The sequence below is a fragment of the Streptomyces sp. NPDC058632 genome, from assembly GCF_042717095.1.
In the GTDB taxonomy this organism is placed as follows: Bacteria; Actinomycetota; Actinomycetes; order Streptomycetales; family Streptomycetaceae; genus Streptomyces.
Genome location: NZ_JBHXQZ010000002.1, coordinates 49,217 through 75,387, shown reverse-complemented (window position 1 = coordinate 75,387; position 26,171 = coordinate 49,217). Strand labels below are relative to the sequence as shown.

Genomic DNA, 26,171 nt, shown 5'->3' with positions numbered 1-26,171 from the left:
ACGAGGACCGGCCCGGTGAGCCCGGCGAATCCGGTGAGCGCGCAGTCCGGTCTCCTGTACTCGGAGGAGGAGGAGGCGCTGCGCGCCGCCGTCCGGGACCTGCTCACCGACCACTGCGACGCGGCCCGGGTGATCTCCCGTACCGAGTCGGACACCCCGCACGACCTGTCCCTGTGGAAGGCGCTCGCCGACGGCATGGGCCTCGCCGGGCTGCTGGTGCCCGAGGACCGCGGCGGCCAGGGCGCCACGCACCGGGAGGCCGCGGTCGTCCTGGAGGAGCTGGGCCGGGCCGTCGCCCCCGTGCCCTATCTGACCAGCGCAGTCGTGGCCACCGAGGCGCTGCTGGCCTGTGCCGAAGGGGGCGAGGTGCTCGCCTCGCTGGCGTCCGCGCGCCGGATCGGTGCCCTCGCCGTCCCTCTGCACACCGCCCCCGCCGCGCCCTTTCCCGCCGTCCGCGCGGCGGCCGGCGTCCTGCACGGCGAGCTGGCCGGTATCGCGGACGCGGACGCGGCCGACGTGCTGCTCGTCCCGGCGGACGACGGCGGGCTGTACGCCGTCGAGGCCGACGCCGCCGGCGTCACCGTCACCGGGCAGACGTCCCTGGACCTGACCCGCCCCCTCGCCCACGTCGTCCTGGACGGTGCCCCGGGACACCGGGTCGGCGACGCGGAACCTGCTGTACGGCGGGCTCTGCGCGCGGGTGCCGGGCTGCTGACCTCGGAACAACTCGGTCTCGCGGACTGGTCGCTGACGGAGACCGTTCGCTATCTGAAGGACCGCAGGCAGTTCAACCGGCCGGTGGGCGGTTTTCAGGCGCTCAAGCACCGGCTCGCCCAGCTGTGGCTCGAGGTCGTCAACCTCCGTGCCGCGGCCCGCAATGCGGCGGACGCGCTGGCCGCCGGTGCGACGGTCGCCGGCGTGGCGGCTGCGGGTGACGACGCCGATGCGGCCGTCGCCGTCGCCGTCGCGCAGGCCTACGCGGGCCAGGTCGCCGTCCATGCCGCAGAGGAGGCGCTGCAACTGCACGGCGGCATCGGGATGACCTGGGAGCACCCGGTCCACCTGTACCTGAAGCGGGCCAAGGCCGACTCGATCGCCTACGGCACGGCGGGCGCCCACCGCGAGGCACTGGCCGAACTCGTCGACCTGCGGGCTCCCTGACGCGGCGTCACGCACCCGGCCGTACCGCCGCATCCCACGGGAGAGCCCGCCCTCGGGGCGGGCTCTCCCGTGCGTCCGTGCGTCCGTGCGTCCGGCAGCTCCCGGAGGTGAACGTGCGACGGCGGCTCGGCCAACTCGCTTCACAGCACTGCTCCTCGGGCCCGCGGGGACCTCATACTCCAGAGGTCCCCGTACGCCATTCCAGGGAGGCGGAGCATGGCCCTCACCACCCGTCGCAGAGCCCTCACCACCCTCGGCACCGCCCTCGCGGCCTCGATCGCCCTGCCGGCCACCCCGGCGCTGGCCGGTGAACACGGGCGCCGGCCGCGGCCGTTGTGGCGGGCCCACGCCCACAACGACTACGAGCACCCGCGCCCCCTCCTCGACGCCCTCGACCACCGCTTCGGCAGCGTCGAGGCCGACATCCACCTCGTCGGCGACCAACTCCTCGTCGCCCACGACCCCGAGGACCTCGACCCGTCCCGCACCCTCGAGTCCCTCTACCTCGACCCCCTCGCCGCCCGCGTGCGGGCCCACCACGGGTCGGTGTACCGGGGGCACCGCAAGCCGCTCCAGCTGCTCATCGACATCAAGACCGAGGGCGCGTCCACCTACCTCGAGCTCCACCGCCATCTCCGGCGGTACCGGCACCTGTTCACCACCTGCGCGGGCGGCCGGGTGCTGCCCGGACCGGTCACCGCTGTCATCTCGGGCCACCGGGCCGCCCGTGCGCCCATGGAGGCCCAGCGGGTGCGGTACGCCTTCTACGACGGCCGGTCGGCCGACCTCGGCGGCCCGGCCGGCTCCTCCCTGATTCCGCTGATCAGCGACAACTGGACGCTCAACTTCACCTGGCGGGGCGTCGGCGCCTTCCCCGACGCCGAGCGCCGCAAGCTGCACGCCATCGTGGGCACCGCACACGGGCGCGGCCAGGCGGTACGGTTCTGGGCCACCCCCGACCTGCCGGGCCCCGCCCGGGACGCCCTGTGGGGCGAACTGGTCGCCGCGGACGTCGACCATCTCAACACCGACGACCTCGCAGGACTGCAATCCTTCCTCGACGCGTACCGCCCGCGGTAGGACGCTCGCCTCCCGCGCCAGGACGCGTACCGGTTGCGGTACGTCGCAGACACCACACGTTCGGAGGACAGGCCGACCGCCCGGACGAACCCTCCGCTACGCCACACTTGCGGCCGAACGCCGCGAAGCGGACGTGGCGGAGGAGGTTGACGATGGCCATTTCCATCTCTGTGGTGCTGCTGCTCGCGATCCTGGCGGTGATCTTCCTGCGCAACGGCGGGCTGAAGCTCTCCCACGGGATCGTCTGCCTGCTGCTCGGGTTCTGTCTGGCCGGCTCGGACATCGCCCCCGCCATCCACAGCGGCCTGACCGCGACGGCGGACATCGTCAGCGGTCTGCGGCCGTGAGTTCCGGCACCGGGGGCGGGTGGAGGCCCCTGATCCGCCCCGTCAGGGGGCGGACGTCTTCTCAGTGTTCGGTCACCGGGTCGCGCAGCAGCACCGTGACCCGGTGGAAGTTGCACCCGGTGGCCGTCGGCACGGGGGAGGGGAGCGGGGTGGCCTGGTGGGCCTTGAGGGCGACGCTCACCAGGGTCAGCAGCAGGTCGATGTCGGTGTCGCAGTCCAGATGCACCGTCACCCAGTTCGACCCCGGTATCAGCTGGATCGCGGTCGAGGCGCTGAGGTCGTAGCGGAAGCGCTGGATGGCGCGGCGGGTGAGGTGGAGGTCGACATCCCGTCCCGAGTGGAAGTGGACGACCTCGTCCCGGGCGGAACGGAGAGCCTGTCCGGTACCGCATCCTGCCTTGCAGACGGTGAGGTCGGGCCAGGTCCGAAGTCGCTCCATGGCTCGCTGCGCCGGTGTCATGGCCTCATAGTGACTCGCTCACCGTGCAGTAACCAGTAGTTGGGCGTTTTGTAATCGATCAGTGAGGCGACGCACCCTCCCGCATATGATCACATCATGACAGTCAGTCGCCTCGTGACCGTGCACGGAGTCTCCGTTCTGGTGTGTGACAAGGACGGATCGAAGCTGAGCGGCGGTGAGACCGCTCTCGATCTGATCGGTGATGCCCTGGGGTGTCGGGCGGACATGGTGGCTGTCCCGGTCGAGCGAGTGGCGGACGACTTCTTCTCCCTGCGCTCGGGCGTCGCCGGCGATGTGGTGCAGAAGTTCGTCAACTACCGTCTCCGTCTGGCGGTCATCGGCGACATCGCCTCTCATGTGGCCGGCAGCGATGCCCTCCGCGACTTCGTGCGCGAGGCGAACCGCGGCAACCAGCTCTGGTTCGTCTCCGACCGCGCGGAACTCGAGGAGCGGCTGGGGTGAGGACAGGGGCGAGGACCGGGTGAGGACACCGGCCGGAGGCCCTCCGGGCGCTCCTCGGGGCCGGGCACAGGGGGCATGCGGGGTATCAGGCACACTTTGCGTGTCGTAGTCCGCCTTGACGAAGGATGACCCACCCATGATCACGCTCACGAAGGAAGACGGCCCGGCAGACCTGGACGGAGTGACCCATCTGTCCATCGGGGTCTCCTGGGACCCGACCGCCGGCAGCAGCGGCGGGGTGCTGGGCAAACTGCGCCGCAAGACCGGCACGGACCTCGACCTGATCGCCGTTGCCCTGCAGGGCGGGGACCCGGTGCGCCTCGCGGGTCTCGACTCGCTCGACCCCCTGGGCAACGGCGCGCTGGTCCACAGCGGCGACAACCAGACCGGACACGGCGACGGGGACGACGAGACGGTGACCGTCGAGTTCGCCCGGGTCCCGCCCAACATCACGTCGATCGTGTTCGTCGCCGCCGCGTACAAGAAGGGCTCCTCCTTCCAGAAGGCGCGCAACATCAGCTTCAAGGTCTACGACGCGAGCGGGGGCAGCACGCAGCAGGTCGCCGACATCTGGCCGAGTCTGCTCACCCAGGACAACGGCTGCGCCGTGGCCAGGGCGATCCGGGTCGGTGGCACGTGGAAGCTCGAAGTGATCAATACGACCGGGAAGGTCAAGCAGGGCGACGAGCACGCCCTGATGCGCTTCGCTGTCAGCAATTAGCCGTCGGCGACCGACGGGGGGCGGTTCGGGCTCCGCCGAGCCCACCGCGTAGGCATGAGGGGGACGGGGGCTGTGGTGAGCCAGGTGCTCTATGGGGAGCAGTCGTGGAATCCGCTGGCGCGGACGGTGGAGCTTTCCGGGGACCGGCTGCGCAGGGGCGGCAGGACCATGCCGTTGAGCGAGCTGAACCTCGGCGCCATGGCCGAGGCGTTCCAGCGGGGGAACTGGCTCGGGGGCGGCGGGGCGGAACGCCCGCTGACGTGGCTGCCGGCCGGGGCCGGGGCAGTCCCGGTGACCCGCGTCACCGGCACGAGCACGCCGGTGAAGGTACGGCGGGCCGCGGAGTTCGCCCGCACGCTGGGGGAACTGGCGGTCCGGCGGTGCGGCGGGCCCGACCAGGTGGCCGCTCTCGCGGCCCGGGCCCGCGCCGAAGGCGTGCCGCTGTGGATCGCGCGGCGGTCCGCGGCGGGGCCCGCCGGACGGATCACTGTCGCCGTGGACCGCCGGCTGGTGCGCGTGGACGTGTGGGGACCGGGTGCTCCCGTCGTACGGATCCGGGCGCCGCGCGGCTTCGACCGTGACAGCTTTGAACCGTCCAAGGGCCTGCGCCCGACCGTCGGCGAGGTTGCCGCGGAACTCGTGCTCACGAAGAAGCGGCGCAAGTCCAAGCGGTCCGTGGAGATGGGACTTCCCGACCGGCGCTGGGTGCTGCGGCGGGAGAACGCGGAGAGCTCGTGGCTGCTGCGCGACGAACGGCCGGTCGCCCTGCTCACGCGTCCCCCGAGTTGGCCGGTGCCGGAGCGGGACACGGTACTGCTGCCGCTGGCTCCTGTGCGACACGAGAGCTCCGACCCGCTGGACGCCGTCATGGCGCAGGTCTTCGCCGTCGCCTTCGGAATCGGGGACACGACGGGGTCGGCGCGGTTCCGGTCGGGGCGGCGCCCGGTCGACGGGGACGAGCCGCTCGTCGCCGACGACGAGTGGTGGGGCCGTCCCTGGTTCAGCAACCTCGGGAGAGGGAGGGACGACAACGAGCCCGGAGGCGGCGACGGCTGGGGCTCGGACGGCGGTGACGGCGGCGACAGCGGTGGGAGTGACGGCGGGGGCGGGGATGGTGGCGGAGGCGGCGGGGACTAGCCGCGGGATCACCGGCGGCCGGGCAGCCGGCGACGGCGGTGTGTCCCAGCCCGTCCTGCGCGCGCCAGGGTGAAGAGAGCGCGGCCGGTCGGGTTTCACCGGGAGGCATGCGCGCGCAGGCTCTCGCACGCGCCCAGGTGCCGGCAGTCGGCGCGGCCGGCCGGCATCGGGGGAGTCACGATGAGCGCGGCAGCGCCGGAGCCCGTGCGACGGCGACGCACAGGCCTACGACCGGTGCGCAGGCGATCGGGTTCCGCGCGGACGCGGGGCTGAGGCCGGGGCTCCACGACGGCAGGCGGTGGAAGAGGAAGCCCGCCGGCGAATGGTGAGCGGTGGACGGCCTGACCCGCCCGGCGGGCTCATGCCGGTTCGGCGACGGACGCCGGGTCGTCCAGGACTCCCCGGATCACCGAGTGCGCCGCGCCCAGGAGGGGACCCTCCGGGCCCAGGGCGGACACCGAGACGGGGCAGGCCGGGCCCGCCGTGCGCCGGGCCAGCTCGGAGCGGAGCGAGGGCAGCAGCCAGGGGGCGAGCCCGGACAGCGCGCCGCCCAGGACCACACTCTCGGGGTCCAGGAGATTGACCGCCCCGGTCAGTGCGATGCCCAGCGCCGTTCCCGCGTCGTGCAGGGCACGCCGTACGGCGGGGTCGCCCTGCTCGGCGCGGCCCGCGAGCAGGCCCACACGGTCTTCGCCGGGCTCCAGGCCGGCGGCGTGCAGCACGGCCTCCTCGCCGGCGTACTGCTCCAGGCAGCCGCGGCCGCCGCACGCGCACTGAGGGCCGTCGGGCCGGACCGGCACATGACCCAACTCGCCCGCGAAGCCCCGGTTTCCGAGCAGCAGCCGCCCGTCCACGACCACCGCGGCGCCGATGCCGATCTCGGCCGACACATGGAGGAAGTCGCGTGGGGTGTCGCCGCCGAGCCAGAGCTCGGCCAGCGCGCCGCAGTTGGCCTCGTTGGCCACGGTCAGCGGGAACCGTGCCGGGAGCAGGGCGCCGAGGTCGGTGTCGTGCCAGCCGAGGTTCGGCGCGCGGACGACGGTCCGCGCGTCGCGTGCCACCAGGCCCGGTACGGCCACGGCCAGCCCGGCCGGCCACAGACCCTCGTCCTCGATCGCGGCGACTGCCCGGAGCAGCAGTGCGGTCAGCTCCCCGGTTACCTCCTGGGGGGAACGGCCGCGGTTCGGGACGTGCCGCACAGCCCGCGTCCGGACCTCCCCGCGCAGGTCGACCGCGCAGACCGCGAGATGGTCGACGCCGACCTCGGCGCCGATCCCGGACGGACCGCGCCCGCTGACGGCGAGGGCCGAGCCCGGCCGGCCCACGCGTCCGGGCCGTTCGGGGCCCAGCTCCTCCAGCAGGCCCGATCGGATCAGCTCGTCGACCAGGGTGGACACCGCCGCCCTGGTCAGGCCGATGCGCGAGGCGACGGCGGCCCGGGACAGGGGCCCCTCGGCGCTGACGGTGTGCATGACCCGCGAGAGGTTGCGGCGGCGCATGCCCTGCTGGGTGTCGGGCAGTGCGCGCCCGGGACCGGCCGAAGGCAGGCCCCGCCCCGGAGCGGCCGGACGGGCCTCGTGCAGCGGTGCGCTCATGCCTCCGTCAGTCCTCGGTCGGTCCGGGGCGTGCTCGGTTGTTCCCGGTCGGTCGTGAGTGGGTCCTGAACCGGTCCTGGCCCGGTCCTGAAAAGGCCCTGGCCGTCAGGCGGTGTCCGTGCCGCGCTCCAGGAGCGGGGCCGCGTCGGAGAGTACCCCGGCGATCCTGGCCAGCGTCTCCTCGTCCCGCTCCACCGCCTCCAGCACCGGTCCCGCCGCCGTTTCCCAGCGGCGGGCGACCGCGGCCGGGTCCTCGCCGGTGAGCAGACCGGCCGCCTGTGCCGCCGCTCCCAGCGCGACCAGCTCCCGTGCCTCGGGCACCTGCACGGGCCGCCCCGACAGCCGCCGTACGGTCTGCTGCCAGGCGGTGCCCCGTGCGCCGCCGCCGATCAGCAGCAGGGGCGCCGACGGGTCCGCGTCCTCGTCGACCACGCGGTCCAGCGCGCCCAGCAGTGAGTGCACGGCACCGTCGTAGGCGGCCTGGAGAAGCTGGCCGCCGGTCGTGTCGTGGCGCAGCCCGTGCAGCAGACCGGAGGCGTTCGGCAGGTTCGGGGTGCGCTCGCCGTCGAGGAAGGGCAGGAGTGTGACGCCGTCGCCCGACTCGACGGCCTCGCGGTCCAGGCCCAGCAGCGTCGCGACCCGGTCCACGGCGAGTGTGCAGTTGAGCGTGCAGGCGAGCGGCAGCCAGTCGCCGCGCGCGTCGGCGAAGCCCGCCACTGTGCCGGTCGGGTCGGCGGGCCGTCGCCGCGACACCGCGTACACCGTGCCCGAGGTGCCGAGACTCATCACCGGCGTGCCGGGCCGTACGCCGAGGCCCAGCGCGGCGGCCGCGTTGTCCCCGGTGCCGCACGCCACCAGGGTGCCCTTGGAGAACGGCAGGTCATGACCCTCGCGCACGGTCCCGGCCACCTCGCCGGGGCGCACGACACGGGGGAGCAGTACCGGGTCCAGCCCCACGTGCGCGAGGATCTCCTCGTCGTACGCCTCGGTCCCGGACGCCCACCAGCCGGTGCCGGAGGCGTCGCCGCGGTCGGTCGTGCCCTGCCCGGTGAGCCGCTCGGTCAGATAGTCGTGGGGGAGCCGGACGGCCCTGGTGGCGCGGACCGCCTCCGGCTCGTGCTCCGCCAGCCAGGCCCACTTGGTGACCGTGAAGGAGGCGGCCGGCACGCTTCCGGTGCGCTCGGCCCAGAACTTCGCGCCGCCCAGTTCCTCGGTCAGCCGATGGGTCTGGGGCGCGGAGCGCACGTCGTTCCACAACAGTGCCGGGCGCACCGGCTCGCCCCGCGCGTCCAGGGTGACCAGCCCGTGCTGCTGGCCGCCGATCGACACCGCAGCGGCCTCGTGTGCCGCCTGACCGCACTGGTGCAGCGCCTCCGTCAGGGCCTCCCACCACTGACGCGGATCGCTCTCCCGGCCCGCCCCCGAGGTCACCGTGTGCGGTGCCTGGCCGCTCGCGACGACCCGTCCGGTGGCCACGTCGACGACCAGCGCCTTGGTGGACTGGGTGGACGTGTCCACGCCGACGACGAGCGGACCCTCGGCTGCTGACATCGATCTCTCCCTCTTGCACGGCTCGGTGGGCTGACCATCTTCCCAGAGATGGTGCTGCATACTAATTTGTAAATCGCCATGACGAAATAGTCTCAGCGAGCAAGGAGCCACGGCATGAACTACCAGCCCACCCCCGAGGACAGGTTCACCTTCGGCCTGTGGACCGTCGGCTGGCAGGGACGGGACCCGTTCGGTGACGCCACCCGACGTGCCCTCGACCCGGTCGAGTCGGTGCAGCGCCTGTCCGAGCTGGGCGCCCACGGCGTCACCTTCCACGACGACGACCTGATCCCGTTCGGCTCGAGCGACAGCGAGCGCGAGGGGCACATCAAGCGCTTCAGGCAGGCGCTGGACTCCACCGGCATGAAGGTGCCGATGGCGACGACCAACCTGTTCACCCACCCGGTGTTCAAGGACGGCGCGTTCACCGCCAACGACCGGGACGTGCGCCGCTACGCGCTGCGCAAGACCGTCCGCAACATCGACCTCGCGGTCGAGCTCGGCGCCGAGGTGTACGTGGCCTGGGGCGGCCGTGAGGGCGCCGAGTCGGGTGCCGCCAAGGACGTACGGGTCGCCCTGGACCGGATGAAGGAGGCCTTCGACCTGCTCGGTGAGTACGTCACCGCCCAGGGCTACGACATCCGCTTCGCCATCGAACCCAAGCCGAACGAGCCGCGCGGCGACATCCTGCTGCCCACCGTCGGCCACGCCCTGGCGTTCATCGAGCGCCTGGAGCGGCCCGAGCTCTACGGCGTCAACCCCGAGGTCGGCCACGAACAGATGGCCGGGCTGAACTTCCCGCACGGCATCGCGCAGGCACTGTGGGCCGGCAAGCTGTTCCACATCGACCTCAACGGCCAGTCCGGCATCAAGTACGACCAGGACCTCCGGTTCGGCGCCGGTGACCTGCGTGCCGCGTTCTGGCTGGTGGACCTGCTGGAATCGGCCGGCTACAGCGGACCGAAGCACTTCGACTTCAAGCCGCCGCGGACCGAGGACCTCGACGGGGTGTGGGCCTCGGCGGCCGGCTGCATGCGCAACTACCTGATCCTCAAGGACCGCGCGGCCGCCTTCCGTTCCGACCCCGAGGTGCAGGAGGCGCTGCGCGCGGCCCGCCTGGACCAGCTGGCCGAGCCCACGGCGGCCGACGGCCTCCAGGCGCTGCTCGGCGACCGTTCCGCCTTCGAGGACTTCGACGCCGACACGGCCGCCGCGCGCGGCATGGGCTTCGAGCGCCTCGACCAGCTGGCGATGGACCACCTGCTGGGTGCCCGGGGCTGAGTTCCCGGGGCTGTGCCTCACCGCGCGGTGACCGGACGGAGACGGTCCGGCACCGCGCGGAGACCGGCCGATGCCGATGTCCGACGCCGATCCTCGGCTCCGACCCGGAAACCGATGGCGGACTCCATGGCGCACTCCGTGCGGGATGCTCGCACAAAGGGGCGTCCGAGGCGACCATGGTCGGTATGGCCACGCCACCGGTACCGCCCCAGCCGCCCGGCACGCCGGGCGACACGCCGCCTCCGGGCGGCGGCTTCGGACCTCCCTCGTACGGCGGCGCACCGCCGCCACAGGGTCCCCCTCCGCCGACGGGCCCGCCCGACGACGGGGGCGGCTCGGGGCGCGGCCCCGGCGGGCGCCGGAATCTCCTGCTCATCGTGCTCGCGACGGTCGTGGCCGTGGTGGCCGTCACCATGATCGTGCTGATGGCGTCGGGAGACGACGACTCGCCGGACGACCAGCCCACCGGGAGCAGCACCGACGGCTCGCCGGAGCCGTCCCCGGGCATCCCGTCCGAACTCCCCAGTGACCTGGAGAGCCTGCTGCCGTCCGGCTTCCCCACCGAACTGCCCTCGGACCTCCCGAGCGAGCTGCCCAGCGGTCTGGAGAGCCTGCTGCCGACCGAGCTGCCGGATCTGCCCACCGAACTGCCGAGCAACGTACCCAGCAACCTGCCGAGCGGCCTCGAATCGCTCCCGCCGTCCCTGGGAGAGGCCGCGCTGCACCGCTGAACCGAGCGGAAGCACGAGGACGTACGAGGCCGGCGGCACGGCCCTCCGGGAGGACTACGGCCCGGAGAACCGCCCCGCATCCGTCCCCGCGCCCGCCCAGGTCTCCGTACCCGGCACCGCCGGAGCCTCAGTGTCCGCTGTGGCCAGGGCCGTCGCCGGGTCCTGGGCGGCGGCTCCGGCCGGGACCCAACGGCCACGCTCCTTGCGGTACGGCCACCAGCGGCCGTCGCGTCCGAGGCGCAGCTGGATCAGACCGCCGTCGAGGGTCCAGCGGTTGGCGCGGACCCGGAACACCGGCCGCTGTGCCTCGTCGCTCTCGGCCCAGGCCGACTGCAGGGCGGCACGCGCGCGTGCGAAGACCTCGGCGTCCCCCGCCCACTCCTCGTCGAGCACGGCCAGCGCCGCCGCCCCGCCCTGGCGCCAGGCCCGTACCGCCACCGCCAGCCCTTCCCGGCCACGGCCCGAACCGTCGGCGAGCCGGTCCGTCACGGCACGCGGGGGCTCACCGGCGGCCAGCCGCACCGCGTCCCGCGCCACCGTCGGCTCCGGCGCCACCGGCTGCCGCTCATGCCCGTCCCGGAGCGCCTCCGCCAGCAGACGGCGGGCCTGCGCGGCCGTCCGCGAGGCGAGGAACTCCAGAGCGGACGGGTCGATCCCGGCGGCGGGAGGCTCGTCCGTGTCCAGCGACGGCGGGACCCCCGGCTCCGCGGGGAGCGGGGGAACGCCGGGCAGCGCGGGCCGGATGCCCCCGGCCGCGAACGCCTCGGCCGCGTCCACGCCCTCCGGCCGGGACCGCTCCCCGGAGGCGGACGCGGGTGACGGCCCGCCACGCGCCTGGAGCGCGTCCAGCAGGACGCGTTCACCGCGCCCCCGTACCAGGAGCAGGACGAACGGGTCCTGGTCCAGCAGCCGGGCCACCTGATAGCAGAGCGCCGCCGTGTGACCGCAGTGGTCCCATGCCCCGCAGCCGCACTCCGGTTCCAGATCGCCCAGGCCCGGCAGCAGTTCGACCCCGGCCAGCTCCGCGTCCTCCACCAGATGCGGGGGCATCTCCCGGTCGAGCAGCGCCGCCACATGCCCGGCCCGCTCGACGGCCATGTCCAGGAAGCGGTCCCACTGTTCGTCGGACAGTTCCTGCAACAGCACGTCCGCGCGGTGCGCCGTGCGGTCACGGTCCTGCACCACGGCCGTGATCCGCCCCGGTCGTACGGACACGGCACCGACCGCTCCCGCGCGGGCGAGCCGCCGGCCCGCCGCGAGCTGCTGGGCGTCCAGCGCCGTGCCCTCCAGCGCCGTCAGCCAGGCCCGGCCCCACCAGGTCTGCGCGAAACCACGCCCCCGCGCGGGAGGCAGCGCGGCGAACGTCCGCTCCGCGCCGGCCCCGCCGTCGGCCCCCTTCCGGCCGGTTTCGTCCGGGCCGGTCCCGTCCCCCCGGGCCCCCTCCGGCTCGTACCAGTCGTCGGTGTCTTCCCCGCCGGCTCCGTCACCGTCGTACCGGGTCATCGCTGTCCCCTCCGCAGTGCCACCAGGTCCGCCAGTTCCGTGTCCGTCAGCTCCGTGAGCGCCGTCTCGCCGGAGCCGAGCACCGCGTCCGCCAGCTCGCTCTTGCGGACCAGCAGTTCGGCGATGCGGTCCTCGATGGTGCCCTCGGCGATCAGCCGGTGCACCTGCACCGGGCGGGTCTGTCCGATCCGGTACGCGCGGTCCGTGGCCTGCGCCTCCACCGCGGGGTTCCACCAGCGGTCGTAGTGCACGACATGCTCGGCACGGGTGAGGTTCAGCCCCGTGCCCGCCGCCTTGAGCGACAGCAGGAAGACCGGGACCTCGCCGTCCTGGAAGCGCCGCACCATCGCCTCGCGCTCGGCGACCGGCGTGCCGCCGTGCAGGAACTGCGACGGCACACCCCGCCCGGCGAGGTGCCGCTCCAGCAGCCGCGCCATCTGCACGTACTGCGTGAAGACCAGCACACAGGCCTGTTCGGCGAGCACGGTGTCGAGGAGTTCGTCGAGCAGTTCGAGCTTCCCGGACCGTCCCGCGATCACCGGACGCTCCTCCTTGAGGAACTGCGCCGGGTGGTTGCAGATCTGCTTCAGCCCGGTCAGCAGCTTCACGATCATTCCCCGCCGCGCCATGCCGTCGGGCCCAAGGACGCCGGAGGCGCCGGAGATCTCGGCCAGGGCCTCACGCACCACGGCCTCGTACAGCGCAGTCTGCTCCTGTGTGAGGGACACCGCGTGATCGGTCTCCGTCTTCGGCGGCAGCTCGGGCGCGATCCCCGGGTCCGCCTTGCGGCGGCGCAGCAGGAACGGCCGTACCAGCCGGGCCAGCCGCTCCGCCGCGGCAGGGTCCTGTCCGCCCTCCACGGCGTCCGCGTACTGCCGGCGGAAGGTGCCGAGCCGGCCCAGCAGGCCGGGCGTCGTCCAGTCGAGGACGGCCCACAGCTCCGACAGATTGTTCTCCACCGGAGTGCCGGTGAGCGCCACGCGCGCGCGTGCGCCGATGGACCGCAGCTGCCGGGCCGTCGCCGCGTACGGGTTCTTCACGTGCTGCGCCTCGTCGGCGACGACCATCCCCCAGGACACCTCGGCGAGCCGGGGAGCGTCCAGACGCATGGTGCCGTACGTGGTGAGCACGAACTCGCCGTCGGCCAGACCGTCCAGCGAGCGGCGCGCACTGTGGAAGCGGCGCACCCGAGTGCCCGGCGCGAACCGTTCGATCTCCCGCTGCCAGTTGCCCATCAGGGAGGTCGGGCAGACCACGAGGGTGGGCCCGGCGGACGCGGGGTCGGACTGCCGGTGCAGATGCAGGGCGATCAGGGTGATCGTCTTGCCGAGGCCCATGTCGTCGGCGAGACAGCAGCCCAGGCCCACGGACGTCATGTGGGCCAGCCAGTTCAGCCCGCGCCGCTGGTAGTCCCGCAGCGTGGCGGCGAGGGCCGCGGGCTGCGGGACGGGCTCCTGGGACTCGGGGTCCGCGAGCCGGTCCCGCAGGACCGCCAGCCAGCCGGTGGGCCGCACCTCGAACCGGCGGCCGTCCACCTCCACCGAGCCGGTCAGGGCCGCCCCGAGCGCGTCGACGGGCGTGACCTCGTGGTCCTGGCGCGCGCGGGCGCGGACCACCTCCTGGGGGTCGATCAGTACCCACTGGTCACGCAGCCGTACGACGGGACGCTTGGTCTCCGCGAGCCGGTCCAGCTCCGCGCGGGTGAGCGTCCGGTCCCCCAGGGCGAACGACCAGTCGAAGGCGAGCAGTGCGTCGGCCGACAGGGAGGACGGTTGCCGGGAGGCACCCTTGAAGCCCGCCCGGCCGGGTGGCCGCTCCCCGTCGGCGGGACCGATCTCCGCGCGGGTGGTCAGTTCGCGGGTCAGCTCCTTGGGCCAGTGCACGTCGACGCCCGCGGCGGCGAGGGCCCTCGCCGCCGTGCCGAGGAGTTCGGTGACCTCCTCGTCGGCGAGTTCGACCGCGTCGGGCACCGCCGCCGACAGCAGGGGCGTGAGCGGGGCCCAGGCCCGGGCGGCCCGGCGCAGCGCGAGCAGCGTGTCCATCCGGGCCCGCGGCCCGAAGCCGTCGTCCGGGCCGGCCGAACCGACCGGGCCGTGCCGGTCTTCCGCGGCCCCGGCCCACACGTCGGTGGCGTCCGCGACGAGCGCGGGATCGCTTACGGCGTGCACCTGGAGCACGGCCCGGAACGTGGCGCCGATGCTGTCGTCGGTGGGATGGGCGGCGTGGTCCGTGGCGCCCGGCGTCTGCGGTGCGTCCCAGGTCTCCGGCGCGTCGGTGAGGCCGTGCACCTCGATGCGCAGTGACAGGCGTACGCCCGCGTCGTGGCCCGCGGCCACGTCGGCGGCCCAGTCGCGCAGTTCGGGCAGGTGCCGGGGCTCGGGCACGGCGAAGGCGGGGGAGCCGGTCACCAGGGACGCGGCGGGGGAGCGGGGCAGGGTGTCGGCGACCGCGTCGAGGAAGGCGCGCAGCAGCCGTTCGGGGTCGGGCAGCCGCAGGGGTCCGGGGCGGTTCAGCGGCCGGGCGTGCGCCTGGGGCGGCATCGCGGCGGCGAGCCGGCGCACCGCCTCGACGTCCTCCGCGTCCAGCGGACCCGCGCGCCAGGCGTCGTGGCCGGCCGGGGACAGTCCCGGCAGCAGCAGTCCGCGCGCCACCAGACGCAGCGCGTGCAGGGCGGCGGCACCCCAGAACACGGCGGCCGGGTGCCCGTCACCGCCGGCCCGTGCGCGCGTGAGGACGGGCAGGGCGGCACGCAACGGCAGCACGACCGCACGGACGCCCACCGCCGCCACGCCCTCGCCGCCGGGCACGACGACGGTCAGGTCCTCGACCTGTGCCGTGTCCACGGCAGGGGGAGCCGACCCGTCGGGCCGCCAGAAGGCCATGCGGCCGGTGCGGGCGGGGTCACCGGGTACGAACACGGCGGAGCAGCGGGCCAGGTCGGCGTACCGGGCGGGGGAGGGAGGCACGGGAGTCGTCTGCGCGGCGATCACGGAATCCTTGATTCATCAAACTTGACTAGTGGAGGCGGAATCGCCGAGGTTACAGCACGGACGCAGTCGGCCGGGTATGCCTGGGATGTGAACTGGGACACCATGGACACACGGTCGTGCTCCGTCCCCAGCAGTCGGCGAGCCGAGCTCCGGCGAGCCGACGACGGCCCTCCGAGGGAAACCCTAGGGGGCGAACCTCAGGGACGTCTCAGGGGCGCGGTCGGAACCGCCGGGAGCGCGGGGCCGTTTTCACGACAGAGAGCGGCAGTGGCCGCGAAGGAGGCGACACCATGTCGAAGAACGCCAAGATCGCCGCAGGAGGTGTGGCGGCCGGGCTCATCCTGCTCATCTGGCTGCCCTGGTGGGCGGCGCTCCTGATCATCCTGGGAGTCCCGGCCGCCGCGTACCTCGCCCTGGACCCCTCGCAGCGGAGCAGGCTGCGCCGCGTTTCGCGCAAGGAGCTGGGCCGCTGAGACACAGGGGCCCGGCCCGGAGGACCGGGCCCCTGCCGGGCGCTGCTACCGCGCCGCCGCCCCGGCACCGTCCAGGGCGCAGGAGTTGACCACGTCACCGTCGGCGGGCCTGCCGATCGTCCGGTCCGCGGGCGGCCTGACGCCGCGCTCCACCCATGCGGTCAGAGTGTCGAACGCCGAGCGGTAGCAGGGCAGGATCGGCCGAAGCCGGTCCGGATGGGCGTCGTACAGCCCGTCGACGTGGGTGCCGCCCTGCACCGTGTAGTAGCGGTGCAGCGGCCCCCGGCCCCTCGTGTCGATCATGCGGGCGTACACATCGGAGTGGGCGGCCTTCGGCAGCAGCGCGTCCAGGTCACCGTGCAGTGTGATCAGCGGCCGGCCGATACGCCCGGTCAGTGCCACCCGGGCCGCGGCGCGGTGCACGGAGGCGGGACGCGAGGCGTAGTCGTACGTGGCGTCGGACGCGCACGGCGCAAGGATCCGTTCCACCGTGGTCCCGGCCGAGGGCCCCGGGCAAGCGGGATCGTAGGCCGGGTCGAACTCGGCGCGGTAGATCTTCTGCGTGACACCCCAGTAGGCCTTCTCGTGGTACGGCCACAGGAACTCGGAGCCCGGTGCGAAGCCCGCCGCGTGCAGGTCCTCGTCCCGTGCCGTGCCGTGCATCCGGGCCACCGTCACCGGCAGGGTGGTGAACAGACCGGTCCCGCCGGCGGTCCACAGCGCGCCCTCCCAGTCCACGCCGCCGTCGTACAGCTCCGGGTGGTTCTCCAGCTGCCAGCGGGTGAGATAGCCGCCGTTGGAGATGCCGGTCATGTACGTCCGGCGCGGGGCGTGTCCGTAGCGGTGGGCCACGGCGCGCCGGGCCGCCCGGGCGAGCTGCGTGGTCCGGGTGTTCCACTCGGCCACCGCGTCACCGGGCCGGACCCCGTCACGGTAGAAGTCGACCCCGTTGTTGCCCTTGTCCGTCGAGGCGTACGCGTATCCCTGGGCCAGTACCTGGTCGGAGATGGCCTTGTCGGTCGCGTACTGCTTGCGGGTGCCGGGTGCGCCCGTGACGACCAGTCCGCCGTTCCACCGGTCGGGCAGCCGGATCACGAACTGCGCGTCGTGCGCCCAGCCGTGCGTCGTGTTGAAGCGGGAGGAGTCCGGGAAGTATCCGTCGACCTGAACGCCGGGCACTGAGGACGGCGACCGGGTGGCGGCCGCGGCCAGCCCCGCCTGGTCCGCCATGTCGGTGTACGGAGTGCCGGCCAGTCCCGTGGTGGTCAGATCGGCCAGACAGGCGGTGCGCTGGTGGGCCGCGCCCGGCACCCGCACCCGCTCCTGGCGCGCACAGTGGTCGTCCCCGGCCGCGTCGGCCGGAGTCGGAGCGGTGAGGGCCGCCGCCGCGAGGGCGACGGCGAGCAACGGAACGCCGAGGGACAGGCGCATGTGACGGCCTCCGGGAAGGACGGGGAGCGGAAGAGGGCACGGTATGGAGCGTCGAGCGCGAAGCTGCCCCATGGTGTGGGCCCCACCCTGCCGTCATCGATGGGTTGGCGCCCTATGGAACGGCGCCTGCGCATGGAGGTTCACTCCATTACGGCGAGACAGGCGCACACTTCATGCGGAGACAGGCGCCCTTACCGGGCGCGGTTCGGAGCGGCCGTACGGCGATCCTGTCCAGGCCCTCCAGGAGACCCGGCAGTTCCGGCCCCCTGCCCACCGGGAGGACCTCACCGGGTTCGTCGTCGAGCAGGACGAACGCCATGTCGTCGGTCCTGGCCACCAGGGACCAGCCGGGTCCGCCGGCACGCAGCGTGCGGGCGTCGCCCGGTGCGAAGGACGAGCGGATCCGACCGAGCGGGGGCGGCGAGGAGACGTAGGCATGTGCCTCCGCCGGAGCCCGCCGAATGCCGCTGTGGCCGGCCCGCTGCCCGTCCGGGCCGTCGGCCGGGGCGCCCTCGCCGTCCTGGCCGAGCACCAGCCCGTACCCGTCGGCGAGCGGGGGGAGGCCGAGCGCAGCGCACGCCTCCGGGGAGTCGTCGCCGAGCACGCTCGGGAACTTCGCCGGCGTCAGCAGCGCCGCCGTCGTCAGCACATGGAGCGCGTCGTCCGCGGCGGCGACGGCTTCCTCGTCCGTCCCGGCCGTCGCAGCCTCCCCGTCGGCTTCGTCCACCGGCGCGCACCCCAATCCGACCCCGAGCCCTTTGCCACGACCCCGGACCCGTACCTGGTCCTGGTCCTGCGGTTCTCCACCCCGGCCGGGGCGAATCACCCCCCCGATCGCCGACCCGCCACCGCGTGGATCACACGGCGACGCCCGGCCGACGAGGTCAGCCCTCCCGGACGGCCAGCGCCAGGAACCGTGTGTCCTCGTCGGTGTACGACGTCATGCGCCAGCCCGAACCGGCCAGCAGCGGACGGAGGTTGGGTTCCGCGCGGAGGTCGTCCGGCGTGATCGTGCGGCCCTGGCGGGCAGCGAGCGCCGCCCTGCCGACCGGGTGGAACAACGCGAGCACCCCACCGGGACGCACCACCCGAGCCAGCTCCCCGAGATTCACGGCCGGGTGGGGCAGGTGCGCGATCAGACCCGCCGCGAACACGGCGTCGAGCGACCCCGGACGCAGCGGCAGTGCGGCGACGTCGGTGAGCAGCAGCGTGCCGTCACGGTCCCGTCCCGCCCGCGCGGCCTCCCGCAGCATGGCCGGGGTCAGATCCGCACCGAGGACCGTCCCGGAGGGACCCACGGCCGCACGCAGCGGGGGCAGGGCACGCCCGGTGCCGCAGCCCGCGTCGAGGACCCGGTCACCCTCGCGCAGCCCGAGCCCGGCGATCGCGGCCGCGTAGACGGGACCGTCGTCGGGGAAGCGGCGTTCCCAGTCGGCGGCGCGCGCGGTGAAGAACTCCTGGACGTGTGTGTGGTCGTCGCTCATGCCCGGCATGATCCCCCACCTGGCGGCCCGGACCCCAGCACCCCGCGGCGGCTCGCCCCCGCCCCCCGTACCCCCGTACCCCCGTCATCCGTACGCGACCGCGCGCCGCCGAGCCACCGGATCCGGCCACCGGTCCGGCGGTCAGTCCGCGACGTTCTTCTCCGCCAGGACCTTCTCGACGGCGACACGGACGAGGAGTTCGCCCGGTACGCCGTTGCGCTCCCCGAACTCCGCGGCACGGTCCTCGCCCATGTACCGCGCGGCGATCCGTGTGGCCCAGCGCACCAGGTCCCCGGCGTCCTCGGAGATCCGCGCCCGGCCCCGCAGCACCACGAAGGCGAACGGCGGCCGGTCGTCGTCGACGCACAGGGCGACCCGCCCGTCACGGGCCAGGTTGCGTCCCTTCACCGTCGCCTCGCCGGTGTTGAACACGATGTCGTCCCCGTCGAGCACGAACCAGACCGGCGCCACGTGCGGACTGCCGTCGGCGCGCACGGTGGAAAGCTTGGCGGTCCGGGTTCCGTACGAGACGAACTCCCGCCATCCCTCGTCGGTCATCCTCTGTCCCATGGCTCCTATCCTCCTTGTCCGGCGCCCGGTGGTGGGGAAGGCTGGCGGAGGAATCCGTACGGGGCAGAGCAAGGGGGAGATTCGCGACATGACGCAAAACCGGGGACTCGACTGGCTGCTGGACGACCTGACCCAGAGAGTCGAGGAGGTACGGCACGCGCTGGTCCTGTCCAACGACGGACTGGTGACCGGGACGAGCACGGGCCTGCGAAACGAGGACGCGGAGTACTTAGCCGCCGTGTCGTCCGGACTGCACAGCCTGGCCAAGGGTTCCGGACAGCATTTCGGCGCGGGTGGGATGCGCCAGACGATGATCGAGTTCGACGACGCGGTGCTCTTCGTCACCGCGGCCGGCACCGGCAGCTGCCTGTGCGTGCTCAGCGGGGCCGAGGCCGACATCGGCCGGATCGCGTACGAGATGACCCTGCTGGTCAACCGGGTCGGCGAACATCTGGACGTGGACGCCCGCCGACCGGAGCCCGAGGACCCCACGGGCGGCTGACCTGCACGTCCGTCGACCCCCGCGGAGTTATCCACAGGATCGTCACGAAGGGTGACGGATCGGCTACGTTTTTCTCCGGGCGGCGTACACGTCGCCGGCCGCACGCACTCCACGGGGGAGACGAGCATGTCCAAAAACACCGTCACGCACGACGTCACGACCGTCGGTTCCTGGGTCACGGCAGGCCGCGCGGCACGGGAGCTCGGCTCGAGCCGAGCGAGTTCGACCTCGCCGTGGACCTCGGCCGGATCCACGTCACCTCCGGCGAACGGGGCGCCGGCCGCCGCGTCGACTGTGGCGAACTCCAACGGCTGCAGGCCCGTCCGGGTCACCCGGAGTCCCTGCGCGAGAGCGTCAGGACCGTGGGCACCACAGAGGGCGCGCTGCTCATGGGGGTGACGAAGGACCGGTTCACGCACCTGGCCCGGCTGGGACTGCTGGTCCCCACGGGGTTCTGCCTCGACCGCTACCGTGCCGTGGTCTGGTTCCATCTCGCCGAGGAGCTGAGACAGTTCACGGCGGACGAGAAGAACACCGTGCTGCTGAGAGGCCGCACGCCCGGCAATCTCAGGGGACAGCTCGACACCGGCCTCGACCTGCGGGCCCGTAACTGGCGCACCCGCCGTCTGGCCGTTGTGCTCCGAAGGGCCGCCGACCCGCGGTCACGCGCCGGAGCCCTCGCGTCCCTGCTCGACCCGCCGCACGTCGCCGAGGTGGTCGGGGACCCCTACGAGCGTTACCACCTGAGCCGGTTCTGCCCCGAGCGGCCCTCCCACGGCGTCCCGGGCCCACCCGCAGCCGTTCTCACGGATACCCTCATGACCGCTCAGGACCCCGACGAGATCGCCCGTCTCCAGGCGGACCTGGCACGGCTGCCGGCACAGGCCCGCGAACACCGGCCGGCGCCCCACCCGGCTTTTGAGCCTCGCCGCCCCGCACCGGCGGGGCCGACGCCCCGGGGGCCGGAGCGCCCACGCGGGGCGTTCCGTGCGCTGCCCGCCCGGTGGCGCGGCGCAAACCGTGGACCGGGCGCCCGACGACGGCCGCCCCGCCGGGCCGACGACCCGCTGTCCCGTCGGCCCGGGTGATCCGCCCGGTGACCTACAGCGCCCGGAACAGTCCCTCCTGGACGACGGAGACCAGCATCCGCCCCTCGCGGTCGTAGATCCGCCCCCGGGCCAGACCGCGCCCGCCCACGGCGATCGGTGACTCCTGGTCGTACAGGAACCACTCGTCCGCGCGGAACGGGCGGTGGAACCACATCGCGTGGTCGAGTGACGCCATGTCGAAGCCGCGCGGACCCCACAGGGGTTCCACCGGGAGCCGGACGGCGTCCAGCAGCGTCATGTCACTGGCGTAGGTCAGGGCGCAGGTGTGCACCAGCGGATCGTCGCCGAGCGGGCCCATCGCGCGCATCCACACGGCGCTGCGCGGTTCGGCGTTCTTGACGTCGTCCGGGTCCCAGCGCAGCCGGTCCGCGTAGCGGATGTCGAAGGGCTGACGGCGGGCCATCCGCTCCAACTGCTCCGGCAGCTCGCCCAGATGCTCGCGGATCTCCTCCGTGACCGTCGGCAGCGACTCCGGATCCGGGACCTCGCGGGCCGGCGGCAGCTGGTGCTCGAAACTCCCCTGTTCAGGCTTGTGGAAGGAGGCGGTGAGAGTGAAGATCGTGCGGCCCTGCTGCACGGCGGTGACCCGGCGGGTCGTGAACGACCGGCCGTCCCGCACCCGTTCGACCTGGTACACGATCGGAACCCCGGGCCGGCCGGGGCGCAGGAAGTACGCGTGCAGCGAGTGCACGGGGCGGTCGCCCTCCGTGGTACGGCCCGCGGCGACGAGCGCCTGGCCGGCCACCTGGCCGCCGAAGACCCGCTGCAGGGACTCCTGCGGGCTGCGGCCACGGAAAATGTTGACCTCGATCTGCTCCAGGTCGAGCAGGGCGACGAGGCTCTCGGTCGGGTTCGTCATGGGCACATTGCTCCCGCGTTCACAGCTGGCCGACAGCGGTGACCCGGAGGACCGCACGGCCCTCCGCGTCGGAGGCGGTGAGGTCGACCTGGGCGCTGACCCCCCAGTCGTGGTCGCCGTTCGGGTCGTCGAAGATCTGCCGGACCCGCCACAGTGCGTTGTCCGGCTCCTCGTCGATCAGCAGCAGCTTGGGACCGCGGGCGTCGGGGCCGGTGCCGAGCTCCTCGTACTCGTCCCAGTACTTGTCCATCGCCTCGCCCCAGGCGCCGGCGTCCCAGCCGGCCTCGGCGTCCAGCTCGCCCAGCGCGTCCACCTGGTCCAGCGCGGCCAGTTCGACACGGCGGAACATGGCGTTGCGGACCAGGACACGGAAGGCACGCGCGTTGGCGGTGACCGGCTTGACCTGGTCGGCCTTCTCCTGGGCCTCCTCGGCGGTCATCTCCGCGGGGTTGGCCAGCTGCTCCCACTCGTCCAGCAGACTCGAGTCGACCTGACGCACCATCTCGCCCAGCCAGGCGATCAGATCCTGGAGATCCTCCGACTTCAGATCGTCCGGGACGGTGTGCTCCAGGGCCTTGTAGGCGCTGGCCAGGTAGCGCAGCACAATGCCCTCGGTCCGGGCCAGTTCGTAATGGGACACCAACTCGGTGAAGGACATGGCCCGTTCGTACATGTCCCGCACCACGGACTTCGGCGACAGCGGATGGTCACCGACCCACGGGTGGCTCTTGCGGTAGGTGTCGTACGCATGGAAGAGCAGCTCCTCCAACGGCTTCGGGTACGTGATGTCCTGAAGGCGCTCCATGCGCTCCTCGTACTCGACGCCGTCCGCCTTCATCAGGGCGACCGCCTCGCCGCGCGCCTTGTTCTGCTGTGCGGCGAGGATCTGGCGCGGGTCGTCCAGCGTGGACTCCACCACGGACACCATGTCGAGCGCGTAGGACGGCGACTCGGGGTCCAGCAGCTCGAACGCGGCCAGCGCGAAGGTGGACAGCGGCTGGTTCAGCGCGAAGTCCTGCTGCAGATCCACGGTGAGCCGGACGATCCGCCCCTCGGCGTCCGGGCTGTCCAGCTTCTCGACGATGCCGCCGTCCAGCAGCGAACGGTGGATGGCGATCGCCCGCCGGATGTGCCGGAGCTGCTGCTTGCGCGGCTCGTGGTTGTCCTCGAGGAGGTGCCGCATCGCCTCGAAGGCGTTGCCGGGCCGGGCGATCACCGACAGCAGCATCGTGTGCGTCACCCGGAAACGCGAGGTCAGCGGCTCGGGATCGGAACCGATGAGCTTCTCGAAGGTCTGCTCCGACCAGGCGACGAACCCCTCCGGTGCCTTCTTGCGGACCACCTTGCGGCGCTTCTTCGGGTCGTCGCCCGCCTTGGCCAGCGCCTTCTCGTTCTCGACGACGTGCTCGGGGGCCTGCGCGACGACGAACCCCTCGGTGTCGAAGCCGGCCCGTCCGGCCCGGCCCGCGATCTGGTGGAACTCGCGGGCCCGCAGCGTGCGTACCCGGTTCCCGTCGTACTTGGTCAGGGCGGTGAACAGCACCGTGCGGATCGGGACGTTGACCCCCACGCCCAGCGTGTCCGTACCGCAGATGACCTTCAGCAGACCGGCCTGGGCGAGCTTCTCCACCAGCCGCCGGTACTTGGGCAGCATGCCGGCGTGGTGCACACCGATGCCGTGCCGCACGTAACGGGACAGGTTGCGGCCGAACTTGGTGGTGAAGCGGAAGCCGCCGATCAGATCGGCGATCTTTTCCTTCTCCTCGCGGGTGCACATGTTGATGCTCATCAGCGCCTGCGCCCGCTCCACCGCCTGGGCCTGCGTGAAGTGCACGATGTAGACCGGTGCCTGCCGGGCCGCCAGCAGGTCCGTGAGCGTCTCGGTGAGCGGCGTGTAGCGGTACTCGTAGGACAGCGGAACCGGCCGGGTCGCCGAACGGACCACCGACGTGGGGCGGCCGGTGCGGCGGGCGAGGTCCTTCTCGAAGAAGGAGACGTCACCGAGCGTCGCCGACATCAGCACGAACTGCGCCTGCGGCAGTTCCAGCAACGGAATCTGCCAGGCCCAGCCCCGGTCCTGCTCCGCGTAGAAGTGGAACTCGTCCATGACGACCTGGCCGACATCGGCGTTCCTGCCGTCGCGCAGCGCGATCGACGCCAGCACCTCGGCGGTGCAGCAGATGACCGGGGCATCGGCGTTCACGGACGCGTCGCCGGTCAGCATGCCGACGTTCTCCGTGCCGAAGATCTTGCACAGTTCGAAGAACTTCTCCGACACCAGCGCCTTGATCGGCGCCGTGTAGAAGGTGACCTCGTCCCGCGCCAGCGCGGCGAAGTGCGCGGCGGCCGCGATCATGCTCTTGCCGGAGCCGGTGGGTGTCGAGACGATCACGTTCGCCCCGGAGACCACCTCGATCAGCGCCTCCTCCTGGTGGGGATAGAGCGTGAGACCGCGCTCCCCGGCCCACGACTCGAAGGCTTCGTACAGGGCGTCGGGGTCGGCGGTCGGCGGCAGCTGATCGATGAGGGTCACGCCCCCATCTTGCCTGCCGCCGGGCCCCGCGCGGGAATCGGATTCGGTTACGAAGATCGCGAACGCTACGCTGTGTCGCCGAAGGGGTGGCAGCGCACCCGGTCAACTGGACAGCGGCACAGGAAGAACGGGGCGGGCCACGGGGATGATGGGACCAGCACACTCACTGTCGGGTGCCGCGGCATGGCTAGGGGTGGGCGCGGCGATGGCCGCCGCGGGAAAGCCGATGCCCTGGCCGGTGCTTCTGGTCGGCGCACTGATATGCGCCGGCGCCGCCCTCGCCCCGGATCTGGACCACAAGGCGGCGACGATCTCGCGGGCCTTCGGGCCGGTGTCCCGGGGACTGTGCGAAATCGTCGACAAGCTCTCGTACTCCGTCTACAAGGCCACCCGGAAACCGGGCGACCCGCGCCGCTCCGGTGGCCACCGCACCCTCACCCACACCTGGCTGTGGGCGGCCCTGATCGGAGGGGGCGCGTCCGTCCTCGCGATCACGGGCGGCCGGTGGGCGGTGCTGGCGCTCCTCTTCGTCCACATGGTGCTGGCCATCGAGGGCCTGCTGTGGCGGGCGACCCGGGGCGCCAGCAGCGATGTCCTGGTGTGGCTGCTCGCCGCGACCAGCGCCTGGATCCTCGCGGACATCCTGGACGAGCCGGGCAACGGCGCCGCATGGCTGTTCACGGCACCGGGCCAGGAGTACCTGTGGCTGGGGCTGCCGATCGTCCTGGGCGCGCTGGTGCACGACATCGGTGATGCCCTGACCATCTCAGGCTGCCCGATCCTGTGGCCCATACCGGTGGGACGCAAGCGCTGGTACCCCCTCGGTCCGCCGAAGGCGATGCGGTTCCGGGCGGGCAGCTGGGTGGAGATCAAGGTACTGATGCCAGGGTTCATGCTGCTCGGCGGCGTGGGCTGCGCGGCCGCGCTCAACGTGATCTGAGGCGCGGACGAAGAGGCCGTGCCCCGTTCGGCCGCCGGCGCCGTCACCGGCTCAGTCGGAACTTTCACCGCCGTAGCGGCGTTCGAAGCGGGCCACGCGTCCTTCCGTGTCCACGGTCCGTGCCTTTCCCGTGTAAAAGGGGTGGCTCTCCGAGGAGATTTCCACCTCCACGACCGGGTAGGTCTCGCCGTCGTCCCACTCGATCGTCTGCTCGCTGGTCGCGGTGGAACGGGTCAGGAACGCGTATCCGGCCGCCCGGTCGCGGAAGACCACGGGGTGGTAGTCGGGGTGCTTGTCCTGCTGCATGGATGCTCCTCGTGCGACGTGGGCGATACGTGCGGCACGTGCGAGGTGATCGGCCCCGCCGGCCCGGACGGCCGAAACGGCCGGGAAACAGTGGCGTCAGCCGGGCAGGTTGTCCTCGTCGACGACATGCATGGCGGCCTCCTCGGCCGAGGCCGCCGCCCCGTCGATGCCGACGTCCGTGGCGACCAGGGCGGTCTCCTCGTCCTCGTGCGCCCCCTCGTCGGGAGCCACGAGCCGACCGGAGCGCGCGGCGCCGACCTCGTTGTCCAGGAGCTCGCCGTCGGTGCTCTCGCTGTCGCCGAGACCGTCACCGTCAAAGGCGACGGTCTCGGGCAGCTCCTCGGCGAGCCGCTGGTCCAGGGTCTCGCCCGCCCTGCGCTCCGACGCCGTCACTCCGCGGTGCTCCACGGCCCACGGCCGTTCGGGAGGGGACCAGCCCCGGTCGAGGGGATCGTCGACGCCGTCGTTCTCGAGGGTGTCCTCGGCGTCGAGCAGTCCGGCGTCGTCCTGGACCTCGGATCCATCGGGCTGGTAGACATCGTCTCCCCAACCGCCGGCTCTGTTCACGGGGACCTCCAGGGGGTGGGGACGGGCCCGTTCCCGCCGTGGCCCGCTGCGGGCCGGCGCCCGCACGGGGCACTGGCATCACCCGCACCCCGGTTCCCCGGAGCCCCGGGCGTCCCCCGAGCCGGTGCCTGACTCCACCCTTCCACCCTGATTCGGCTCCGCGCAACGGCACGGCCCGTACCCGGCGGCGCCCGGTGACGGACCGTGCGCACGGCGAATCCGCATCCGGGCCCGCCTCACACAGCGCCTGGGAACCGGTGGGCCGCGCGCGGCCCCCCACACCCTCCCCCCCCCCCCGGGGGGAGCGGACGGACCACCGCTGAGAACATTGGTCCCGGCCACCCAAGCCAGCACGTCGACAGGGACGAGGACGAGTTT

Annotated in this window: 25 protein-coding genes; 12 read left to right on the top strand and 13 right to left on the bottom strand. The window is 72.9% G+C overall.

Features of this window, described 5'->3' with window-relative positions:
* Positions 1-33 precede the first annotated feature (33 nt).
* The 3 genes from ACFWVE_RS01630 to ACFWVE_RS01620 all read left to right on the top strand — a co-directional run bounded on the left by ACFWVE_RS01630 (position 34) and on the right by ACFWVE_RS01620 (position 2,588).
* The gene (locus tag ACFWVE_RS01630) at positions 34-1,161 is read left to right on the top strand and encodes an acyl-CoA dehydrogenase family protein (protein WP_384007338.1); all 1,128 of its coding nucleotides are present in this window, start codon (positions 34-36) and stop codon (positions 1,159-1,161) included.
* 216 nt (positions 1,162-1,377) lie between these two features.
* Positions 1,378-2,241 (top strand): phosphatidylinositol-specific phospholipase C/glycerophosphodiester phosphodiesterase family protein, encoded by an 864-nt coding sequence (locus ACFWVE_RS01625; protein ID WP_384007188.1) that lies wholly within the window; start codon positions 1,378-1,380, stop codon positions 2,239-2,241.
* 152 nt (positions 2,242-2,393) lie between these two features.
* Positions 2,394-2,588 carry a hypothetical protein gene (locus ACFWVE_RS01620; RefSeq protein ID WP_257853257.1) on the top strand — a complete coding sequence of 65 codons (195 nt, stop codon included), beginning with the start codon at positions 2,394-2,396 and terminating at the stop codon, positions 2,586-2,588.
* Positions 2,589-2,649: 61 nt separating this feature from the next.
* Here ACFWVE_RS01620 and ACFWVE_RS01615 read toward each other — a convergent pair whose 3' ends face one another.
* Positions 2,650-3,048: a luciferase family protein gene (locus tag ACFWVE_RS01615; protein ID WP_384007186.1), complete on the bottom strand. Its 399-nt coding sequence runs from the start codon at positions 3,046-3,048 to the stop codon at positions 2,650-2,652.
* 96 nt (positions 3,049-3,144) lie between these two features.
* Between ACFWVE_RS01615 and ACFWVE_RS01610 the strand changes: the two genes are divergently transcribed.
* The 3 genes from ACFWVE_RS01610 to ACFWVE_RS01600 all read left to right on the top strand — a co-directional run bounded on the left by ACFWVE_RS01610 (position 3,145) and on the right by ACFWVE_RS01600 (position 5,368).
* Complete coding sequence (locus ACFWVE_RS01610; protein ID WP_384007184.1) at positions 3,145-3,510, top strand: DUF4180 domain-containing protein; 366 nt, start codon at positions 3,145-3,147, stop codon at positions 3,508-3,510.
* A 136-nt stretch (positions 3,511-3,646) separates the two neighbouring features.
* Positions 3,647-4,231 (top strand): TerD family protein, encoded by a 585-nt coding sequence (locus ACFWVE_RS01605; protein ID WP_266075295.1) that lies wholly within the window; start codon positions 3,647-3,649, stop codon positions 4,229-4,231.
* Between the two features lie 75 nt (positions 4,232-4,306).
* Entirely contained in the window at positions 4,307-5,368 is a 1,062-nt protein-coding gene (locus ACFWVE_RS01600; RefSeq protein WP_384007182.1) for a hypothetical protein, read from the top strand.
* A gap of 359 nt (positions 5,369-5,727) precedes the next feature.
* Here ACFWVE_RS01600 and ACFWVE_RS01595 read toward each other — a convergent pair whose 3' ends face one another.
* The gene (locus ACFWVE_RS01595; protein WP_384007181.1) at positions 5,728-6,963 is read right to left on the bottom strand and encodes an ROK family protein; all 1,236 of its coding nucleotides are present in this window, start codon (positions 6,961-6,963) and stop codon (positions 5,728-5,730) included.
* 105 nt (positions 6,964-7,068) lie between these two features.
* On the bottom strand, positions 7,069-8,514 hold the full coding sequence (gene xylB, locus ACFWVE_RS01590) for a xylulokinase (RefSeq protein WP_384007179.1): 1,446 nt from the start codon (positions 8,512-8,514) through the stop codon (positions 7,069-7,071).
* A gap of 114 nt (positions 8,515-8,628) precedes the next feature.
* On the opposite strand from xylB, the gene xylA reads away from it, so the two are divergent.
* On the top strand, positions 8,629-9,795 hold the full coding sequence (gene xylA / locus ACFWVE_RS01585; protein WP_384007177.1) for a xylose isomerase: 1,167 nt from the start codon (positions 8,629-8,631) through the stop codon (positions 9,793-9,795).
* Positions 9,796-9,980: 185 nt separating this feature from the next.
* Positions 9,981-10,526, top strand: coding sequence for a hypothetical protein (locus tag ACFWVE_RS01580; protein WP_384007175.1), 546 nt, complete (start codon positions 9,981-9,983; stop codon positions 10,524-10,526).
* A gap of 54 nt (positions 10,527-10,580) precedes the next feature.
* Here ACFWVE_RS01580 and ACFWVE_RS01575 read toward each other — a convergent pair whose 3' ends face one another.
* The gene (locus ACFWVE_RS01575) at positions 10,581-12,029 is read right to left on the bottom strand and encodes an SWF or SNF family helicase (RefSeq protein WP_384007173.1); all 1,449 of its coding nucleotides are present in this window, start codon (positions 12,027-12,029) and stop codon (positions 10,581-10,583) included.
* The gene (locus ACFWVE_RS01570; RefSeq protein ID WP_384007336.1) at positions 12,026-14,911 is read right to left on the bottom strand and encodes a DEAD/DEAH box helicase; all 2,886 of its coding nucleotides are present in this window, start codon (positions 14,909-14,911) and stop codon (positions 12,026-12,028) included. The genes ACFWVE_RS01575 and ACFWVE_RS01570 overlap by 4 nt, the downstream gene beginning before the upstream one ends.
* Before the next feature lie 398 nt (positions 14,912-15,309).
* Here ACFWVE_RS01570 and ACFWVE_RS01565 point away from each other — a divergent pair, with 398 nt between their 5' ends.
* Positions 15,310-15,492 (top strand): hypothetical protein, encoded by a 183-nt coding sequence (locus ACFWVE_RS01565; RefSeq protein ID WP_266075280.1) that lies wholly within the window; start codon positions 15,310-15,312, stop codon positions 15,490-15,492.
* Between the two features lie 45 nt (positions 15,493-15,537).
* On the opposite strand, the gene ACFWVE_RS01560 is transcribed toward ACFWVE_RS01565, so the two are convergent.
* The 4 genes from ACFWVE_RS01560 to ACFWVE_RS01545 form a co-directional block, all read right to left on the bottom strand.
* A complete protein-coding gene (locus tag ACFWVE_RS01560) occupies positions 15,538-16,923 on the bottom strand; it encodes a tannase/feruloyl esterase family alpha/beta hydrolase (protein ID WP_384007170.1) in 1,386 nt (461 codons plus the stop codon).
* Positions 16,924-17,071: 148 nt separating this feature from the next.
* Positions 17,072-17,650 carry a hypothetical protein gene (locus ACFWVE_RS01555; protein WP_384007168.1) on the bottom strand — a complete coding sequence of 193 codons (579 nt, stop codon included), beginning with the start codon at positions 17,648-17,650 and terminating at the stop codon, positions 17,072-17,074.
* A gap of 157 nt (positions 17,651-17,807) precedes the next feature.
* A complete protein-coding gene (locus tag ACFWVE_RS01550; protein WP_384007166.1) occupies positions 17,808-18,407 on the bottom strand; it encodes a class I SAM-dependent methyltransferase in 600 nt (199 codons plus the stop codon).
* A gap of 141 nt (positions 18,408-18,548) precedes the next feature.
* A complete protein-coding gene (locus tag ACFWVE_RS01545) occupies positions 18,549-18,977 on the bottom strand; it encodes a PPOX class F420-dependent oxidoreductase (RefSeq protein WP_384007164.1) in 429 nt (142 codons plus the stop codon).
* An 88-nt stretch (positions 18,978-19,065) separates the two neighbouring features.
* Between ACFWVE_RS01545 and ACFWVE_RS01540 the strand changes: the two genes are divergently transcribed.
* Together ACFWVE_RS01540 and ACFWVE_RS01535 are read left to right on the top strand one after the other, a co-directional pair.
* Positions 19,066-19,479, top strand: coding sequence for a roadblock/LC7 domain-containing protein (locus ACFWVE_RS01540; RefSeq protein WP_384007162.1), 414 nt, complete (start codon positions 19,066-19,068; stop codon positions 19,477-19,479).
* Positions 19,480-19,712: 233 nt separating this feature from the next.
* Entirely contained in the window at positions 19,713-20,567 is an 855-nt protein-coding gene (locus ACFWVE_RS01535) for a DUF6397 family protein (RefSeq protein ID WP_384007160.1), read from the top strand.
* A gap of 13 nt (positions 20,568-20,580) precedes the next feature.
* On the opposite strand, the gene ACFWVE_RS01530 is transcribed toward ACFWVE_RS01535, so the two are convergent.
* Positions 20,581-21,447, bottom strand: a complete 867-nt coding sequence (locus tag ACFWVE_RS01530; protein WP_384007158.1) for an acyl-CoA thioesterase — start codon at positions 21,445-21,447, stop codon at positions 20,581-20,583.
* Positions 21,448-21,466: 19 nt separating this feature from the next.
* On the bottom strand, positions 21,467-23,980 hold the full coding sequence (locus ACFWVE_RS01525) for a DEAD/DEAH box helicase (RefSeq protein ID WP_384007156.1): 2,514 nt from the start codon (positions 23,978-23,980) through the stop codon (positions 21,467-21,469).
* A gap of 145 nt (positions 23,981-24,125) precedes the next feature.
* Here ACFWVE_RS01525 and ACFWVE_RS01520 point away from each other — a divergent pair, with 145 nt between their 5' ends.
* Complete coding sequence (locus tag ACFWVE_RS01520) at positions 24,126-24,920, top strand: metal-dependent hydrolase (RefSeq protein WP_384007154.1); 795 nt, start codon at positions 24,126-24,128, stop codon at positions 24,918-24,920.
* Positions 24,921-24,971: 51 nt separating this feature from the next.
* Here ACFWVE_RS01520 and ACFWVE_RS01515 read toward each other — a convergent pair whose 3' ends face one another.
* Together ACFWVE_RS01515 and ACFWVE_RS01510 are read right to left on the bottom strand one after the other, a co-directional pair.
* Positions 24,972-25,226, bottom strand: coding sequence for a type B 50S ribosomal protein L31 (locus tag ACFWVE_RS01515; RefSeq protein WP_384007152.1), 255 nt, complete (start codon positions 25,224-25,226; stop codon positions 24,972-24,974).
* 96 nt (positions 25,227-25,322) lie between these two features.
* The gene (locus tag ACFWVE_RS01510) at positions 25,323-25,793 is read right to left on the bottom strand and encodes a DUF5709 domain-containing protein (protein ID WP_384007150.1); all 471 of its coding nucleotides are present in this window, start codon (positions 25,791-25,793) and stop codon (positions 25,323-25,325) included.
* Positions 25,794-26,171: the final 378 nt, after the last annotated feature.

Excerpts from the sequence above, each read along its gene's own strand:
- ACFWVE_RS01565 (WP_266075280.1), top strand. The coding sequence starts at position 15,310 with ATGTCGAAGAACGCCAAGATCGCCGCAGGAGGTGTGGCGGCCGGGCTC.
- ACFWVE_RS01610 (WP_384007184.1), top strand. The coding sequence starts at position 3,145 with ATGACAGTCAGTCGCCTCGTGACCGTGCACGGAGTCTCCGTTCTGGTG.
- xylA (WP_384007177.1), top strand. The coding sequence starts at position 8,629 with ATGAACTACCAGCCCACCCCCGAGGACAGGTTCACCTTCGGCCTGTGG.
- ACFWVE_RS01530 (WP_384007158.1), bottom strand. The coding sequence starts at position 21,447 with ATGACGAACCCGACCGAGAGCCTCGTCGCCCTGCTCGACCTGGAGCAG.
- ACFWVE_RS01625 (WP_384007188.1), top strand. The coding sequence starts at position 1,378 with ATGGCCCTCACCACCCGTCGCAGAGCCCTCACCACCCTCGGCACCGCC.
- ACFWVE_RS01570 (WP_384007336.1), bottom strand. The coding sequence starts at position 14,911 with ATGGCCTTCTGGCGGCCCGACGGGTCGGCTCCCCCTGCCGTGGACACG.
- ACFWVE_RS01620 (WP_257853257.1), top strand. The coding sequence starts at position 2,394 with ATGGCCATTTCCATCTCTGTGGTGCTGCTGCTCGCGATCCTGGCGGTG.
- ACFWVE_RS01615 (WP_384007186.1), bottom strand. The coding sequence starts at position 3,048 with ATGACACCGGCGCAGCGAGCCATGGAGCGACTTCGGACCTGGCCCGAC.
- ACFWVE_RS01545 (WP_384007164.1), bottom strand. The coding sequence starts at position 18,977 with ATGGGACAGAGGATGACCGACGAGGGATGGCGGGAGTTCGTCTCGTAC.
- ACFWVE_RS01550 (WP_384007166.1), bottom strand. The coding sequence starts at position 18,407 with ATGAGCGACGACCACACACACGTCCAGGAGTTCTTCACCGCGCGCGCC.
- ACFWVE_RS01515 (WP_384007152.1), bottom strand. The coding sequence starts at position 25,226 with ATGCAGCAGGACAAGCACCCCGACTACCACCCCGTGGTCTTCCGCGAC.
- ACFWVE_RS01605 (WP_266075295.1), top strand. The coding sequence starts at position 3,647 with ATGATCACGCTCACGAAGGAAGACGGCCCGGCAGACCTGGACGGAGTG.
- ACFWVE_RS01595 (WP_384007181.1), bottom strand. The coding sequence starts at position 6,963 with ATGAGCGCACCGCTGCACGAGGCCCGTCCGGCCGCTCCGGGGCGGGGC.
- ACFWVE_RS01580 (WP_384007175.1), top strand. The coding sequence starts at position 9,981 with ATGGCCACGCCACCGGTACCGCCCCAGCCGCCCGGCACGCCGGGCGAC.
- ACFWVE_RS01520 (WP_384007154.1), top strand. The coding sequence starts at position 24,126 with ATGATGGGACCAGCACACTCACTGTCGGGTGCCGCGGCATGGCTAGGG.
- xylB (WP_384007179.1), bottom strand. The coding sequence starts at position 8,514 with ATGTCAGCAGCCGAGGGTCCGCTCGTCGTCGGCGTGGACACGTCCACC.
- ACFWVE_RS01560 (WP_384007170.1), bottom strand. The coding sequence starts at position 16,923 with ATGCGCCTGTCCCTCGGCGTTCCGTTGCTCGCCGTCGCCCTCGCGGCG.
- ACFWVE_RS01540 (WP_384007162.1), top strand. The coding sequence starts at position 19,066 with ATGACGCAAAACCGGGGACTCGACTGGCTGCTGGACGACCTGACCCAG.
- ACFWVE_RS01575 (WP_384007173.1), bottom strand. The coding sequence starts at position 12,029 with ATGACCCGGTACGACGGTGACGGAGCCGGCGGGGAAGACACCGACGAC.